Below are 15,679 nucleotides of genomic sequence, written 5' to 3' on the forward strand. Positions count from 1 at the left end.
CAACTTCGCCGCGCAATGCCGTGCGCTCGCCGTTGGAGCGGCCTTTACGTACCGCTGATCTGCGCAGGCTGGGGGACGCCGCCCAGCACCGTGCCCCACACCCCGATATCACGCAACGCCATCGGGCCGACGCTCAGCGGGTCGTCCTCCAGCACGGCGAAGTCGGCCAGCTTGCCGGCCTCGATGCTGCCGATCTCGGCGTCCATCTTGATCTGCCGGGCGGCCTCGATGGTGATGGCCCGCAAGGCATCCGACACGCCGATTCGCTCGTCGGGACCCAGCACTTGGCCCGACGCTGTCACCCGGTTCACCGCGCACCATGCCGTGTGCAGGTGGCCCAGCGGCGTGATCGGCGAATCTGAGTGGATCGAGAAGCTGACGCCGCTGGCCAAGGCCGTCCCGCAGGCATCCATCCGCGCCGCGCGCTCGGGTCCCACGGTCACGTCCCGATGTTGGTCGCCCCAGTAGTAGATGTGGTTCGAGAAGATGTTGGCGTGCATGCCGAGCGCTGCCATGCGACGGTACTGGTCGGGCGTGGTGAGCTGGCAGTGCTGCACGGTGTGGCGATGATCCCAGCGGGGATAGCGCTCGAGCACTTGCTCGACGGCTTCTACGAACGCCTCGGTGGCCTCGTCGCCATTGCAATGACAGTGCACAGTCAAGCCGGCTCGGTGGTACTGCTCCACCAGGTCGGCCATCTGGTCGGGAGCAGTCAGCCACATGCCGTTGCCGATGTGCCCAGGCGGCGGCTTGTAGTAATGCGGCCAGCTGATGCGGGCCGTGAACCCCTGAATTGAGCCGTCCAGGATCAGCTTGACGATGCCGAAGCGAAGCTTGGCGGTCTGCTCGCCCTTCAGCTGCACGCACAGCTCGGCCAGCTCTGCCGGGTCGGCCGTGGCCCCGAACAGGTTCGACATTGCCACCATCACCCGCGCTGGATATGCCGGATCGCTGGTCACCTTCTTCCAGTTGCCGAGCTGGTCCGGGTCCCAGAGCTGCGTTGTGCCCAGGTCCGTCAGCAGGGTGTGCCCGGCATTGCGTGCCTCGTTGGCGTAGCGCCAGCGGGCCTGCTCGCTGCGGTTGGCCTTCATCATGTCGGCGAATGCTTCGCCGGCCAGCATCATCCCGGCGGGCTCATGCAGCTCGCCGTTCGGCAGCCCGTCGCCGCCCCGGGCCACGCCGGGACTGGTCGCCGTCTCGTCGATCCCGCATCGGTCCATGAGCGCCGAGTTGATGGTGGCGAGATGCCCGCTGGCATGCAGTATCAGCGTCGGCCGGTCGCCGGTCACGGTGTCGAGGTGGCGCGCCACGAGCCGCTCGCCCGGGAAGTAGATGGGGTCGAGGCCCCAGGCCAGCAGCGTCTGGGAGTCGTCGGTCATGTCGGCTGCGGCCTTGCCCAGCCGTTCGAGCACATCGTCGATCGACGTGCAGCCCGGCCACAGCAGCCCCTGCGGATCGCGCCGGTCGAAGTAGCCCACGTAGGTGGAATTCCACAGCCCGCCCGACATGACGTGGCAGTGCGCTTCGATGAACCCGGGCATGATCACGTGAGAGGCAAAGCAATCGTCGATGCGGTGCTCGCCCCACGACGCCAGCTCGTCGGTGCTGCCGACGCCCAGGATGCGGTCGCCGGCTACGGCTACGGCTTCGCCGAAGGGGAACGCGGGGTTGATGGTGATGACCCGGCGCGCCGGGTAGATCACGAACGGTTCGTTGTCGGTGCCGGCCGGCGCGTGCGATTCCATCATTCCTGCTCCTGCGCCACGTAGTGCCCCGGCTCCACTTCGAACAGTGTCACAGGGTCCGGGGCGGTGCCTGCTTCGAAGACCGGGCTGGGCACCTCGTCGGTCTGCACCGATCGGTCGGTGCGGCGGCGAGCCGGATCGGCGATCGGCACTGCATCGAGCAGCCGCTTGGTGTAGTCGTGCATGGGGTTCTCGAAGATGGCTCGCCGCGGGCCCAGTTCAACAATCTGTCCGAGGTACATCACGCCGACCCGGTGGGCGATCCGCTCCACCACGGCGAGGTCGTGGCTGATGAACAAGTACGACAGTCCGAGCTCTTCCTGCAGGTCCATCATCAGGTTGATGACCTGCGCCTGGATCGAGACGTCCAGCGCAGAGACTGCCTCGTCCGCGATCACCAGCTCGGGTCGCAGCGCCAAGGCCCGGGCGATGCAGATGCGCTGCCGCTGGCCACCGGAGAATTGGTGCGGGTACTGCCGCATGTGGTTGGGCGACATGCCCACGCGGCGCAGCAAGTCGGCCACGACGTCGCTGGTGTCGCGCTTTGGCACTGCCCGATGTATCTCGAGCGGTTCTGCGATCGCCTTGCCCACGGTGCGGCGGGGATCCAGACTGGCGAAAGGGTCCTGGAAGACGATCTGTGCCTTGCGCCGGTGTGGCCGCAGCGCCCGGGGTCCCAGGTTCGTGATGTCGGCGCCGTCGAGCCGGATGGTGCCGCTGGTCGGATTCAGCAGGCGGATGATCAGGTACGCCAGCGTCGATTTGCCGCAGCCGCTCTCGCCCACAACCGCCAGCGTCTCGCCGCGATCGATGTGCAGGCTGACCTGCTCCACTGCGTGCACGCGGGCGCCGTGGCTGGCCGGGAAGTGCTTGGTGAGCGCATCGACTTCGACGATCGGCTCAGCCTCTGCGGCATCGTGCTGCGTCACGAGTCCGCGCCCCCGTCGCTGCCCACGCCCGACGTGGCTGCCGCCGCCAGAGCATCGGGATCGATCAGGTCGAAGCGCTGCGGGGCCTCAACGCCAGCCATCGACCCCAGGCGGGGCACCGCAGCCAGCAGCGACTGCGTGTAGGGCTCGCTGGGTCGGTCGAATATGTCCGAGACGTGGCCGCGCTCGACCAATCGCGACTGCTGCATCACGACGACCTCGTCGGCAATCTCGGCAACCACGCCCATGTCGTGGGTGATGATGAGCACCGCTGCCCCGGTCTCGCGCTGCATCTCGGCCATCAGTGCGAGGATCTGCGCTTGGATGGTGACGTCGAGCGCGGTGGTCGGCTCATCCGCGATCAGGATCGCCGGGTCGCAGGCAAGAGCCATCGCGATCATGACCCGTTGGCGCATCCCACCCGACATCTCGTGCGGGTACTGGTCGATACGCCGTGCCGCATCCGGGATCCGGACGCGATTGAGCATCTCCAGGGTGCGCTCGCGAGCCTCGCTGCGGCTCATGCCGCGGTGCAGCCGCAGCGCCTCGCTGATCTGGCTGCCGACGGTATAGACGGGGTTGAGGCTGGTCAGCGGCTCCTGGAAGATCATCGATATGCGATCGCCCCGAATCGATCGCATCTGCGGTTCGGGGAGCTTCAGCAGATCGGTGACGGTGCCGTCGTCATGGCGGAACAGCACCTCGCCGCTGCGGATCTCCGCCCGGGTGCCGATCTCGATGAGGCGCATGATTGACAGGGCGGTAACCGACTTGCCCGATCCGGATTCGCCGACGACCGCCAGCGTCCCACCGTCGTGCAGGTCGAACGACACGTCATTGACGGCGACGAACTCGTCGAAACTGACGGTCAGTCCTCTCACCTGCAGTCGCGGCGATGCGGCATCGCTGCCGTTGTGGCGTGCTGAGGAAGCAACGTTCACGACTCAGCGACCTCGCAGCTTGGGGTTGTAGGCATCTTGCAAGCCGTCGCCGATCAGGCTGAAGCTCAGCACGGTGAAGAAGATCGCCAGGCCGGGGAATGTCACCGACCACCACGCTGTCAGGAAGTTGCCTCGGTTCAGTCCGATCATCAGGCCCCAGCTGGTGCTGTTCGGATCGCCGAGACCCAAGAACGCCAGCCCCGCTTCGAACAGGATCGCCGTACCCATGATGAGCGTTGCCGACACGATCAGCGGCGGCAGCGCGTTCGGAAACACCACCTTGCGAATGATGCGCCAGTCTGTGGCCCCGACTGCACGCGCCGAACGCACGAACTCCAGGTTCTTGAGCCGCAGGAACTCGGCTCGCGTGATGCGGGCGATACCGGGCCAGGCGACCACGCCGATCGCGAACGCAATGGTCCATTTCGACGGCTCGAACAGCGCCACGACCACCATGGCGAAGAGCAACGCGGGCAGCACTTGGAAGAACTCCGTGAAGCGCATCAGGGCGCTGTCCAGCCATCCGCCGTAGTAACCGGCCAGCGCGCCGATGCTGATGCCGATCACCAACACCATCGCGGCTGCCATGGCAGCGACCGTCAGGCTCGTCACTCCGCCGCCGATCACGCCAGCCAGCACGTCCCGACCCAGGTAGTCGGTGCCCAGTCGGGCCTCTTCCAGCTCGCCAGGGCCCGTGAGCGGGATAGCGACGATGTCCTTGGGATCGTTGTCGTAGATGCGTGGCCCGACGAAGGTCATGAAGATGATCCCCACGAGCATGACGACCCCTGCCACTGCCGCTCGGTTGCGCACGAACAGCCGCATTGTTTCCCGGCCTGGTCGTGCGGCTCCTGCGCCGCCGGCACCGAGGCCCGGCGCGACGCCCGCGTCGGCGGCGGCAGCGTCCCCGAGCCCGGTGGTTTCAGACATTGGATCGTTCCCGCAGCCGGATGCGCGGGTCGATGACGGTGTACAGCAGATCCGTCAGCAGATTGGCGATGATCACCATCACCGAGGACACCAGCAGCACGCCCAGCAGTACTGACGTGTCCCTTCGCAGGATCGAATCGAACGCGAGCCGTCCCAGGCCCGGCCAGTTGAACACCGTTTCCACCAGCAGCGCCCCAGACAGCAGCGCCCCGAACTGCAAGCCCACAACAGTCACCACCGGAATGACGGCATTGCGCAGTGCATGCTTGTACACCACTCGCCGCTCGCTCAGACCCTTGGCCCGAGCCGTTCGCACGTAATCCGACTCGAGCACTTCCAGCATCGATGCGCGTGACAAGCGGCTGTACTGCGCCAGGTAGATCAGACCGAGCGTCAGCGCGGGCAGCACCAGGTGCTCGCCTACGTCGAGCATGTTTCCGATCAGGTCCTCTGGGTAGCTGACGTCGTGCCACCCCTGCACTGGCAGCAGCTGCCACGCCGAGGCAAACAGGATCACCAGCATGATCCCGGTCCAGAAGACCGGCATAGAGAAGCCCACCAGCGCCAGCACCGTCGCGCCGTGGCTGATCGGGCTCTCGGGACGGCGCGCAGTGGCGACGCCGACCATCGTTCCCGCTGCCACGGCAAACGCCAGCGCCGTGCCGACCAGCAGCACCGTGGGCCACAAGCGCTGGATGATCAGCGATGTCACCGACTGGTTGAAAAAGTACGAGTCGCCCAGGTCACCGGTGGCGACGCGGCCGACGTAGGAGAGCAGCTGCACGATGACTGGCCGGTCGAGTCCGTATTGCGCCCGGATCTCGTCCAGCAGTTCGGGGTCCCCGGCACCACTCTCGCCGACGATGACCGTGGCTGGATCACCGGGTGTGAGGTGGATGAGCAGGAAGTTCAAGCACATCACCGCCAGGATCAACCCAAGTGCTTGGGCGATCCTGGCGGTGATGGACCTGAGCATTGATGATCTCTACGAGGTTGGATTCCGAGCAGCGGTGTCAGTGCCGCTGCACTGGGCTTGTGTCGCCGCTACTGGTCGAGCCAGACCTCGTGCATCGGCGACATCTGCCCCCAGATGTTGTTGATCGGCGGGTTCTGCACGACCGGGTTGTACGCCTGCCAGAACGGCGGTGTGGTCAGGAAGTAGATCGGGACTTCGTCGGCCACGATCTCCTGGAACTGCCCGTACAGGCGGGCCCGCTCGGCACCGTCGAGCTCTTGCCCTGCAGCGGCCAGGATGCTGTCCACTTCAGGGTTGCAGTAGCCCGTGTTGTTCGTCCAGATCACACCGACCCGGTTGTCGCACAGGTACGTGCGATGCACGCCGATCACCGGATCGCCCCAGTTCCAGACGTTGTTGATCGTCATCTGGTGATTCCCGCCGGCGACGCGCTGGGCCCACGTGGGGAAGTCCGGTGAGACGCTCAACTCGGTCTTGATGCCGGCTTCTTCGAGGGCCTGCACCACGTACTCGGCGTAGATCACCTGCGTCGGCGGGATGTAGTCGATGCTGAGCTCCAGCTCGCCTTCGCCGTAGCCCGCCTCGGCCAGCAGCGCCTTGGCCCGGTCGACGTCCTTGTCGTAGTGGTTGACGTTGGTGTTGTGGAACGGGCTTGCAGTCACGATTCCGGTCGGCGCCGGGAAGGTGAGGCCTTGGTCGATCACCTCAGCGAGGAAGTCCCGGTCGATCGCGTACGCGATGGCCTGGCGCACTCGCTGGTCAGACAACACCGGATCGTTGACGTTGAACTCCAGCCACTGGACCTGCCCGATCGCCTCGTGGCCGCTGGCAGTCACCTCGACGTCAGGGTTGTCCATCAGCCGCAGCGTGTTGGCAGCGCCGCCGAGCGTCACCGAGAGGTGCGTAGTGCCGTTCTCAAGGCCGAGCACAATCGAGGTGGGATCGGGCGTGATCTCCATCACGATCTCGTCCAGGCACGGCGTGCCCTCGATGAAGAAGTCGTCGAAGCGCTCCATCCGGATGATCGTGCCGGGTTCGTACTCGGCCAGCCGGAACGGACCCGAGCCCACAAAGTCCTCGGTGTTGCGGGGGTGGGTCGGCAGGTCCTGGCCGTCATCGAAGATGTGCTTGGGGATGATCGGCAGCAGGCCGGGCGACATCGCCAGCAGGATTGCCGGGTGCGGCTGGCTGAGGTTGATGACCGCAGTGTGCTCGTCGGGCGTGTCCACGCTTGTCACCGGTGCGTACATCGGCTTGAACGGGTGATGCGCCTGCACCGTCTGGATCGAGAATGCCACGTCCGCGGAGGTGATCGGCATGCCGTCGTGGAAGACTGCGTCCTCGACCAGATGCAGCGTCACCGAGAGGCCGTCATCGGCGACCTCCCAGCTCTCTGCCAGGTACGGCATCGGGTTGTACTCGGCGTCGTAGCGCAGCGGGCTGGCATTGAGCTGCGTTCCGGGCACGGCGGTCGCATAGCCCGACTGCACAGTGCCGTTGAGATGCCTGGGCACCTGCGTGCTGCCGATGATGAGCGTCCCGCCGACGTTGGCGCCGTCATTGCACGGACCGTGCGCCGCAGCCATGTCGTCGCCGTCTTCGTCCTCGTCGTGGTCGTGGCCGTCGTCCTCGTCGTGGCCGTCGTCCTCGTCGTGGTCGTCGCCGTCGTCGGCCATGTCGTCGTCGGCCATGTCATCGGTGTCCGGTGCCGCTGTGGCCGCGGGTGCCGCACCGTCATCGTCGTCGTCGCTTGTGCATGCCGCAGCGACAAGCGCAAACACGGCTAGCACGGCAACGAGCAGTCGCCATTTCTTCATGGATCGCTCTCCCTCGCGTACGCATGCCTGCTCGCGTCAAGTCGCGATCAGGTCGAGCAAGCCGCCCGAAGCGTGGCGGTACCGTATCGCGACTGACGGACGCACTGCGCGTCTTGGCCCGCAGTGCTGGGCCGCAAGCGAAGTGCCGGAAGCGTTCAGGTCGTCGGCAGCCAGGCGGCCCGTGTGGTCTCGTAACGGTCGATGGCTTCGGTGCTGCGAAGCGTGATGCCGATGTCGTCGAGCCCCTCGAGAAATCGCTCCTGTGTGGCGTCGTCCATCGGGAATGACTCCTCGATGCCCGCAGCGGGTGCGCTCAGCACTCGACGCTCGACGTCGACGGTCACCGCGAGGTCAGGATCTTCCGCCACGGCAGTCCGCAGCCGCGCTGCAGCCTCTTCGGAAATCTGAACGGGCACCAGGCCGTTCTTGGTGGAGTTGTTGCGGAAGATGTCGCCGAAGCGCGGCGAGACCACCGCCACGAAGCCGTAGTCCATCAATGCCCATACGGCGTGCTCTCGTGAGGATCCGGTTCCGAAGTTGGCACCGGCGACCAGGATCGTCGCGCCGGCGAAGCGCTCATCGTTCAGCACGAAGTCGCGCTCGTCGCGCCACTCGCTGAAGAGCCCCTTGCCGAAGCCGGTGCGCTCGACGCGCTTGAGCCAGTCGCTGGGGATGATCTGGTCGGTGTCCACGTCCGAACGGTCGAGCGGAACCGCACGGCCTTCATGCACTCTCACGGGTTCCATCAGCGCATTCCCTTGTTCGATTCAGGCCAGATCGTCAGGGGTGACGAAGCGGCCGGCGATCGCCGTCGCGGCGGCAACTTCCGGCGAGCACAGATGCGTGCGCCCGCCGCGGCCCTGCCGGCCCTCGAAGTTGCGGTTCGAGGTTGACGCCGAGCGTTCGCCCGGCGCGAGCTTGTCGGGATTCATGGCCAGACACATCGAGCAGCCCGGCTCACGCCAGTCGAAACCCGCCTCGGTGAATATCTCGTGCAGCCCTTCAGCCTCTGCCTGGGTCTTGACGGCGAACGAGCCGGGCACGACCAGCGTCCGAACCCCGTCGGCCACCGTGCGACCCTGTGCCACGGCCGCAGCCGCACGCAGGTCCTCGATGCGAGAATTCGTGCAGCTCCCGATGAAGACCGTGTCGACTGCCACGTCGGAGAGCCGGGTGCCAGCGGACAGCCCCATGTAATCCAACGCCCGCTGGGCGGTCGTCGCCTCGACAGGGTCGTCGAAATCGCTCGGCGCGGGCACGGTGCCGTCGATCGGGATGACGTGTGCGGGATTGGTGCCCCATGTGACGTGCGGCCGCAGCGACGCGGCGTCGATGGACACCGAACGGTCGAACGTCGCGCCGTCATCGGTGACCAGCGAGCGCCAATCGGCCACCGCAGCTTTCCACTCAGCTCCGGAAGGGACGTGCCGACGGCCGTTCACATACTCGAATGTGGTGTCGTCGGGCGCGATCATGCCGGCCTTGGCGCCTGCCTCGATGGACATGTTGCAGACGGTCATCCGCCCTTCCATCGACAGCGCTTCGATGGCCGAGCCGCGGTATTCGATGATGTGGCCGATGCCGCCGCCGGTGCCGATCCGGCCGATGATGGCGAGCACGATGTCCTTGGCGGTCACACCAGCCGGCGCCGTGCCGTCGACGCGTACCTCCATCGTGGAGGGCCGGGTCTGCGGCAGCGTCTGGCTTGCCAGCACGTGCTCCACCTCGGATGTGCCGATGCCGAATGCCAGCGCACCGAACGCCCCGTGCGTCGAGGTGTGGCTGTCGCCGCACACCACCGTCATGCCGGGCAGTGTGAGTCCCTGCTCGGGTCCGATGACATGCACGATGCCCTGGCCCGGATCGCCCATGGGGTACAGCGTGATGCCGAACTCGGCGCAGTTCGCTCGCAGCACTTGCACCTGCTTGGCCGAGATCGGGTCAGAGATCGGCAGATGCAGGTCGGCAGTCGGAACGTTGTGGTCCTCGGTGGCGACCGTGAGATCGGGCCGGCGCACCGTGCGTCCGGACATGCGCAGGCCGTCGAACGCCTGTGGCGAGGTGACCTCATGTATGAGGTGCAGGTCGATGTAGAGGAGATCGGGCTGGCCGCCGCCGGTGCGTACGAGGTGGCGGTCCCAGATCTTCTCGCTGAGCGTGCGCGGCCCCGCCGCTGCCGGATCTGTCACATCCCCACTATGGACCCTGTGCGCCCGTCAAACCAACCTGCCGGCGCAGTCGTTGGGGCCAGTCAGGCCTCGATGGCGACGATGTCGATGCTCAGCTGGTTGCCGTTTGCCTCGTAGGTCACCGTCTGGCCGGCCCGTGCGCCCTCGAGCGCCCGGCCCATCGGAGATCCCGGCGAGACCACCTCGATGCCTGACCGGCGTTCCTCGATCGAGCCGAACAGGTACTGCTCGACTTCCTCGTCGCCCTGGAAGCGGATGGACACCACGAGGCCCGGAGCCACGACGCTGTCGCCGGAGCTGTCATCAATGTCGGCGACGATCTCGCAGTTCTCCAGGATGGACTTCAGCCGCATGATGCGGCCTTCCATCTTCCCCTGCTCCTCCTTGGCGGCGTGGTAGTCGCCGTTCTCCGACAGGTCTCCCAGCAGGCGCGCGGTCTCGATCTGTGCCGCAATATCAATGCGCCCACGACCAGTCAGATCGGTGAGCTCCGCTTGCAGCCGGTCGTGGGTCTCGGCAGAGATGTGATGGATCTCGGGCACCCCGCGAGGTTACCGAGGGCTTATCCGGGCACACTCTCTGGCGCGATCGGCAAGCCGAGGTCGAACTCGGGGCTCGATCGCGCTTCGGGATGTACTGGCTGGAAATCCTGGAGCGGGAGCGGCACGTTCCCCGCACGAACACCCAAGGGGCACCACAGTGACTCATCGCATCGCAGTCATCGGCGGAGACGGCATCGGACCCGAGGTCACCTCGGTCGCTCTCGACGTGATTGCCGCCGCCGGTGCCGGCATCTCGACGACCGAATTCGAACTGGGCGGCCATCGCTACCTGCGGGACGGCACGGTGCTCGATGACGAGACCCTCGAAGAGCTGCGCACGTTCGACGCCATCCTGCTCGGCGCCGTCGGCACGCCCGACGTGCCGCCAGGCATCATCGAGCGCGGCCTGCTGCTGAAGGCCCGCTTCGAGCTCGACCTGTACGTGAACCTGCGCCCGTTCACCCTTCCCGACGGCCACAGCTTCACGGTGATCCGCGAGAACACCGAAGGCGCCTACGCGGGCGAGGGCGGATTCCTTCGCAAGGGCACGCCGCACGAGATCGCCACGCAGGGATCGGTCAACACTCGCATGGGGGCCGAGCGCGCCATCCGCTACGGCTTCGAGCTGGCTCGCTCCCGCGAACGCCGGCACCTGACGCTGGTGCACAAGACGAACGTCTTGACCTTCTCCGGCGACCTGTGGGAGCGCACGTTCAACGAGGTAGCCGCTGAGTACCCAGATGTCGAGACGGCGTACAACCACGTCGACGCGGCTTGCATTCATTTCGTGGAGGATCCGCACCGCTACGAGGTGATCGTCACCGACAACCTCTTCGGCGACATCCTCACCGACCTCGGAGGCGCCGTGGCGGGTGGCATCGGGCTCGCCGCGTCAGCCAACCTGAACCCCGACCGCACGGGTCCCTCGCTGTTCGAACCCGTGCATGGCTCGGCGCCCGACATTGCCGGCAAGGGCCTCGCCAACCCCACGGCTGCGGTCCTGTCAGCAGTGCTCATGCTGGAGTTCTTGGGGGAAGCCGAGTGCGCTGAGCGCGTGCGAGCTGCGTGCGAGGCCGTCATCGCCGACGACTCGGTGCCCGACGTGGGCACCGAGGAGATCGCCAAGGCGATCACGGCCGGCGTCTCGGAGGGGTGAGGCCGTCGTGAGCAATGTCGTGAGCAATACAGGCATGAGTGCATCTGACACCACCGACACGACACCCGAACCGGGCGCGTCAGCACCGCTCATCCGCGAAGGCGTACGAGATCCCTCGTGGCCCGAACGAGTCGAGATCTTCGATACGACGCTGCGCGACGGCGTCCAGTTCGAAGGCATCTCGGTGTCATCTGAAGACAAGCTCAAAGTGGCTCGCCAGCTCGATGCGCTGGGCATCCAGTGGATCGAAGGCGGGTGGCCCGGTTCGAATCCCAAGGACGAGGAGTTCTTCGCCCGGGCAGCGACCGAGCTGCAACTTGAGCACGCCACGCTGGTGGCCTTCGGCTCGACGCGCCGGCCCCGCGGCCGCGTCGATGACGACCAGACCTTGGCGGCGCTGGTGGCAGCAGGCACGTCCACGGTGTGCATCGTGGGCAAGTCGTGGGACTACCACGTCACCGAGGCGCTCCGGCAACCGCTCAGTGAAGGCGTTGCCATGGTCGGCGACTCGATCGAGTTCCTCAAGGGCGAGGGGCTGCGCGTCTTCTTCGACGCGGAGCACTTCTTCGACGGGTACAAGCGCAACCCCGAGTTCGCGCTGTCGGTGCTCGAAGCGGCGGCGGTCAACGGGGCCGACTGCCTGGTGCTGTGTGACACCAATGGCGGCTCGCTGCCTCACGAGGTGGAGAACATCGTGCGCGAGGTGGTCGGCCACTTCGACGGCGTCCAGATCGGCATGCACACCCAGAACGACACTGGCTGTGCGGTGGCCAACGCTGTGGCAGGCGTGATTGCCGGCGCCACGCACGTGCAGGGCACCGTCAACGGCTACGGGGAGCGCACCGGCAATTGCGACAACACCGTGCTGGTGCCCAACCTGACGCTCAAGATGGGCATCGAGACGGTGCCGCGCGAATGCCTGACCCGGTTCACGTCGGTGGCGCATCACGTCGCCGAGCTCATGAACATGCCGCCTCAGAACCAGCAGCCTTATGTGGGAACCTCGGCGTTTGCCCACAAGGCGGGCCTGCACACCAGCGCCATCGCGCGCCGCCCCGACAGCTACGAGCATGTCGACCCGGCGGCAGTCGGCAACAGCACACGCTTCCTGCTCGGCGACCTGTCAGGACGGGCGTCGGTGGAGCTGAAGGCGGCCGAGCTCGGCATCGAGATCGATAAGGCAGCTATGGCCGATGTAGTCGATGAGCTGAAGCGGCTCGAGCACGCCGGTTATCACTTCGAGGTAGCCGATGCCTCGCTGGAAATGCTGCTGCGCGAGGCCGCCGGCCAAACATTCGACTTCTTCAAGGTCGAGTCGTTCAAGGTGCTGGTGGAGCGTGGTCGGGAGGCCGAGTTCGACACGGAGGCCACGCTGCGCATCGTCGTCGGCGGTGACCGACGGGTGACGGTCGGCGAGGGCGATGGCCCTGTGAATGCCCTCGACAACGCGTTCCGGCAAGCCGTGCGAGACGACTACCCCGAGCTCGATGCAATTCGCCTGACCGACTACAAGGTCCGGGTGCTGGATGCCGACCGGGGCACCGAAGCGGTCACGAGAGTGCTCATCGACTCCACCGACGGCGAGACGACCTGGACCACCATCGGCGTCTCTGAGAACATCATCGAGTCGTCTTGGCTAGCTCTGCGCGATTCGGTCATCTACGCGCTCATGCGCCACCGCATCGACACAAGCGCGAACGCATAACTGGCTGCGGCGAGCACCACCGCCGCTTCCTAGACTCCGCGGCAATGGCTGCACCGCGCCACGTCCGGGTAGGGCCGCTCAGCGAAGTCCGTGCGTATTCCTCGCCGGAGGTGACGCCGCGGCGCTGGCGTGCCGAGCGCCCCGGCGACCTCGCCAGCGGACAGCCCACGGGTGCATTGCGAGGACATCAGGGACCCGATCAGGGATACGCATACGGCCTCGTGCGACTGTTCGACGACCGGGTGCTGCTGGTCGATGGCGAGCATCGGCACGATGTCGACGCAGGCTGCGTTGCCGTCGCGCTCAAACGCGCATCGATTTTCGGGCGAGCACCCGTCGTGTGGGACCTTGAGGCGGGCTACCTGGCGTTCGGATTTCTCGACCCGCAGCCGCCCGCAGCACTCGTGGCGCGACGGATGACCCTCTTTGAAGGCGTCGCAGAATCACACCACTACAGCGAGATCCGCACGCTGGTCGCCTGCGTTCCCACCGCAGTGCTGGCGCTGACTCCTGCGGATATCAGGCGCCGATACGAGACCGATCCCTTGGGCCTGACGCGTGACCCACAGCGACGAGCGCCCGGACCACCCCAGCCCGACAACACTGACTGAGACTTCACTGACTGAGACTTCCATGGCCCAGACGACGACGCCGCAATCCACCATGACTGTTTTGGAGGCCGAGCCGCCAAGCACAGCGCAGACCGACCGTGAGCTCTTGCGACTGCACCGCCGGGCGTGCACCGACTTCGCTGCCCGAATGCGGCTGCCCGCCTGGGAGCACATGGCGATGGCGCTGTCACCGCCGCTCGAGTCCTACACCGTGGCCGACCTGCTCGCGCGCGTCGCTGACGGGAACCTGGCGGCTGCAGCGCAGATGAGCGGTCAGCCGTTGCCGCCCCCGGTCGAGATTCCTACGCCTGCGGCTGGGGTCGCTCTGGGCTTCGGCGGGCACTCCGAGGATCGTCCCGATCCGACGCGGCCCGTCATCGAGAGCGTGCGCACAGTGCTCGCAGTCGCCGCGGGACTCGATGCTGGTGCTGGCTTCAGCCCCCGGCTGCGCGACCTGCTGTGGACGCGTGTTGTGGAGTTGACGATCCTGGGCTACGACCTCCAGCAGGCCATCAGTGCCGGCGCCGGGCTCGATGAACTGCTCGTGGACAGGGTCCAAGCCGCGGCACCGCCGGTGCAGGTCTGGCCGGGTCTCGAACCGCTCGCAGTCGACCTGTCCACCCCACCGCTGCAGCGACTGCTCGCGCTGGCCGGCAGGCCGGTGGGTCGCTGGGTCGACTCCTCGGACCCGAACTGCAGTACCGGCCAGTGCTGAGCGGCGCTGCGTGCGCCAATAGCCCGATGCCTTCCGACAGTGACGGAGCCGGCCGCAGGCCGGCGCCGGCGACGACTCGCCCCCGGCTGCGATTCGCGCCGGCCCCCACGGGGCTGCCGCACCTCGGCACCGCCAGGACAGCACTGTTCAACTGGCTGTACGCCCGCCACTGCGGGGGCGAGATGGTGCTGCGCATCGAGGACACCAACGCCGAGCTGGCGACGCGTGCCCACATCGAGCAGATCCTCGAGATGCTCGACTGGCTGGGACTGGACTTCGATGGCGAACCGGTCTTCCAGAGCGAGCGAGCCAGCCTGTATGACGCCGCGATCGAGCGTTGGCTTGACAGCGGGCAGGCCTATCTCGACGACGGTGCGGTGCGATTTGCCGTGCCCTCCGAGGGCGTAACGGCCTTCGATGACGTCGTTCGGGGTCGCGTCGAGTTCCCCAATGCCTCCATCGAGGACTTCGTGGTGAAACGCAGCGACGGCAGCGCGACGTTCTTCGTCGCCAACGCCGTCGACGATCTCGACCTCGGCATCACCCATGTCTGCAGAGGCGAAGATCTGCTGAACACGACGCCACGGGTGGTGCTGCTGCGCGCCGCGCTGGGGGCAACCGACGTGCCGACATTCGCTCACTTGCCGCTCATCGTGAACAAGCAGCGCAAGAAGCTCTCCAAGCGGCGTGATGACGTGTCGCTCACGAGCTACCGCGACCAGGGTGTGCTGCCCGAGGCCATGGTCAACTACTTGGCATTGCTGGGCTGGGGACCCCCGGACGGCGTCGAGGTGCGGCCGCTCGCGGAGATCGTCGAGTTGTTCGATCTCGCTGACGTGAATGCGGCGCCCGCCATGTTCGACATGGACAAGCTCACTGCGGTCAACGGCGAGTACCTGCGCTTGCTCGACGACGCAGGCTTCGCTGCTGCGATCGAACCATGGGTACACGACCGCCCTTGGGGAGCGGGCCTCGACCGGGCAGCACTGAGCAACGTCGCCCCGCTGATCCGTGAGCGCACGCGACTGCTGTCCGATGCTCCCGACCGCATCGCTTTTCTGTTCGCGGAGCCCGAGATGGACGCCGACGACTGGGATGCCGCGCTGGCGCCGCCGGCTGGTGACATCCTCGACCGCGCGCGCGATGACTTCTGCCATGTGGAATGGACGGCCGATTCACTGCACTCCTGCCTGCGTTCGATCGCGGAGGAATTCGGTCTCAAGCTGGGCAAGGCGCAGGCTCCGGTTCGCGTCGCGATCACCGGCCGCGCGGTCGGTCCACCGCTGTTCGAGTCTCTCGAGCTGCTGGGCCGAGACACCGCCCTGCAGCGGCTCGACGCGGCGCGCCAGCGACTCCGCCGAACCGGCTCACCAGCGGACTAATCCGGCAATTTCGTCGGGTCATCGCGATGCCGCACCACTAG

The 15,679-nt window shown here is 66.5% G+C and carries 12 protein-coding genes and 1 pseudogene; 5 read left to right on the top strand and 8 right to left on the bottom strand.

Translation table 11 applies throughout. From position 1 onward, the window contains the following. Positions 1-44: 44 nt before the first annotated feature. The 8 genes and pseudogenes from ACOGW9_RS09450 to ACOGW9_RS09485 all read right to left on the bottom strand — a co-directional run bounded on the left by ACOGW9_RS09450 (position 45) and on the right by ACOGW9_RS09485 (position 10,069). Positions 45-1,745 carry an amidohydrolase gene (locus ACOGW9_RS09450; protein ID WP_419910599.1) on the bottom strand — a complete coding sequence of 567 codons (1,701 nt, stop codon included), beginning with the start codon at positions 1,743-1,745 and terminating at the stop codon, positions 45-47. Next, positions 1,745-3,615, bottom strand: a pseudogene (locus ACOGW9_RS09455) (dipeptide ABC transporter ATP-binding protein). The gene ACOGW9_RS09450 and the pseudogene ACOGW9_RS09455 overlap by 1 nt, the downstream one beginning before the upstream one ends. A gap of 3 nt (positions 3,616-3,618) precedes the next feature. Continuing rightward, positions 3,619-4,545 (bottom strand): ABC transporter permease, encoded by a 927-nt coding sequence (locus ACOGW9_RS09460; RefSeq protein WP_419910601.1) that lies wholly within the window; start codon positions 4,543-4,545, stop codon positions 3,619-3,621. After that, complete coding sequence (locus tag ACOGW9_RS09465) at positions 4,538-5,521, bottom strand: ABC transporter permease (RefSeq protein ID WP_419910603.1); 984 nt, start codon at positions 5,519-5,521, stop codon at positions 4,538-4,540. The genes ACOGW9_RS09460 and ACOGW9_RS09465 overlap by 8 nt, the downstream gene beginning before the upstream one ends. A gap of 68 nt (positions 5,522-5,589) precedes the next feature. Further along, positions 5,590-7,338 (bottom strand): ABC transporter substrate-binding protein, encoded by a 1,749-nt coding sequence (locus tag ACOGW9_RS09470; RefSeq protein WP_419910605.1) that lies wholly within the window; start codon positions 7,336-7,338, stop codon positions 5,590-5,592. A gap of 155 nt (positions 7,339-7,493) precedes the next feature. Continuing rightward, positions 7,494-8,084, bottom strand: a complete 591-nt coding sequence (leuD, locus tag ACOGW9_RS09475) for a 3-isopropylmalate dehydratase small subunit (protein ID WP_419910607.1) — start codon at positions 8,082-8,084, stop codon at positions 7,494-7,496. Between the two features lie 21 nt (positions 8,085-8,105). Then, on the bottom strand, positions 8,106-9,527 hold the full coding sequence (gene leuC, locus ACOGW9_RS09480; RefSeq protein WP_419910609.1) for a 3-isopropylmalate dehydratase large subunit: 1,422 nt from the start codon (positions 9,525-9,527) through the stop codon (positions 8,106-8,108). A 62-nt stretch (positions 9,528-9,589) separates the two neighbouring features. Further along, positions 9,590-10,069, bottom strand: a complete 480-nt coding sequence (locus tag ACOGW9_RS09485) for a GreA/GreB family elongation factor (RefSeq protein ID WP_419910611.1) — start codon at positions 10,067-10,069, stop codon at positions 9,590-9,592. Positions 10,070-10,226: 157 nt separating this feature from the next. On the opposite strand from ACOGW9_RS09485, the gene ACOGW9_RS09490 reads away from it, so the two are divergent. The 5 genes from ACOGW9_RS09490 to ACOGW9_RS09510 are packed head-to-tail and all read left to right on the top strand — an operon-like array spanning position 10,227 to position 15,638. After that, a complete protein-coding gene (locus ACOGW9_RS09490) occupies positions 10,227-11,225 on the top strand; it encodes a 3-isopropylmalate dehydrogenase (RefSeq protein ID WP_419910613.1) in 999 nt (332 codons plus the stop codon). Between the two features lie 34 nt (positions 11,226-11,259). Beyond that, entirely contained in the window at positions 11,260-12,930 is a 1,671-nt protein-coding gene (gene cimA, locus ACOGW9_RS09495) for a citramalate synthase (RefSeq protein ID WP_419910615.1), read from the top strand. Between the two features lie 44 nt (positions 12,931-12,974). After that, positions 12,975-13,541 (top strand): hypothetical protein, encoded by a 567-nt coding sequence (locus tag ACOGW9_RS09500; RefSeq protein ID WP_419910617.1) that lies wholly within the window; start codon positions 12,975-12,977, stop codon positions 13,539-13,541. A gap of 22 nt (positions 13,542-13,563) precedes the next feature. Then, on the top strand, positions 13,564-14,256 hold the full coding sequence (locus tag ACOGW9_RS09505) for a hypothetical protein (protein WP_419910619.1): 693 nt from the start codon (positions 13,564-13,566) through the stop codon (positions 14,254-14,256). Positions 14,257-14,282: 26 nt separating this feature from the next. Continuing rightward, positions 14,283-15,638 carry a glutamate--tRNA ligase gene (locus ACOGW9_RS09510; RefSeq protein WP_419910621.1) on the top strand — a complete coding sequence of 452 codons (1,356 nt, stop codon included), beginning with the start codon at positions 14,283-14,285 and terminating at the stop codon, positions 15,636-15,638. Positions 15,639-15,679: the final 41 nt, after the last annotated feature.

The organism is Candidatus Poriferisodalis sp. (assembly GCF_965203655.1).
GTDB lineage: Bacteria > Actinomycetota > Acidimicrobiia > Acidimicrobiales > Poriferisodalaceae > Poriferisodalis.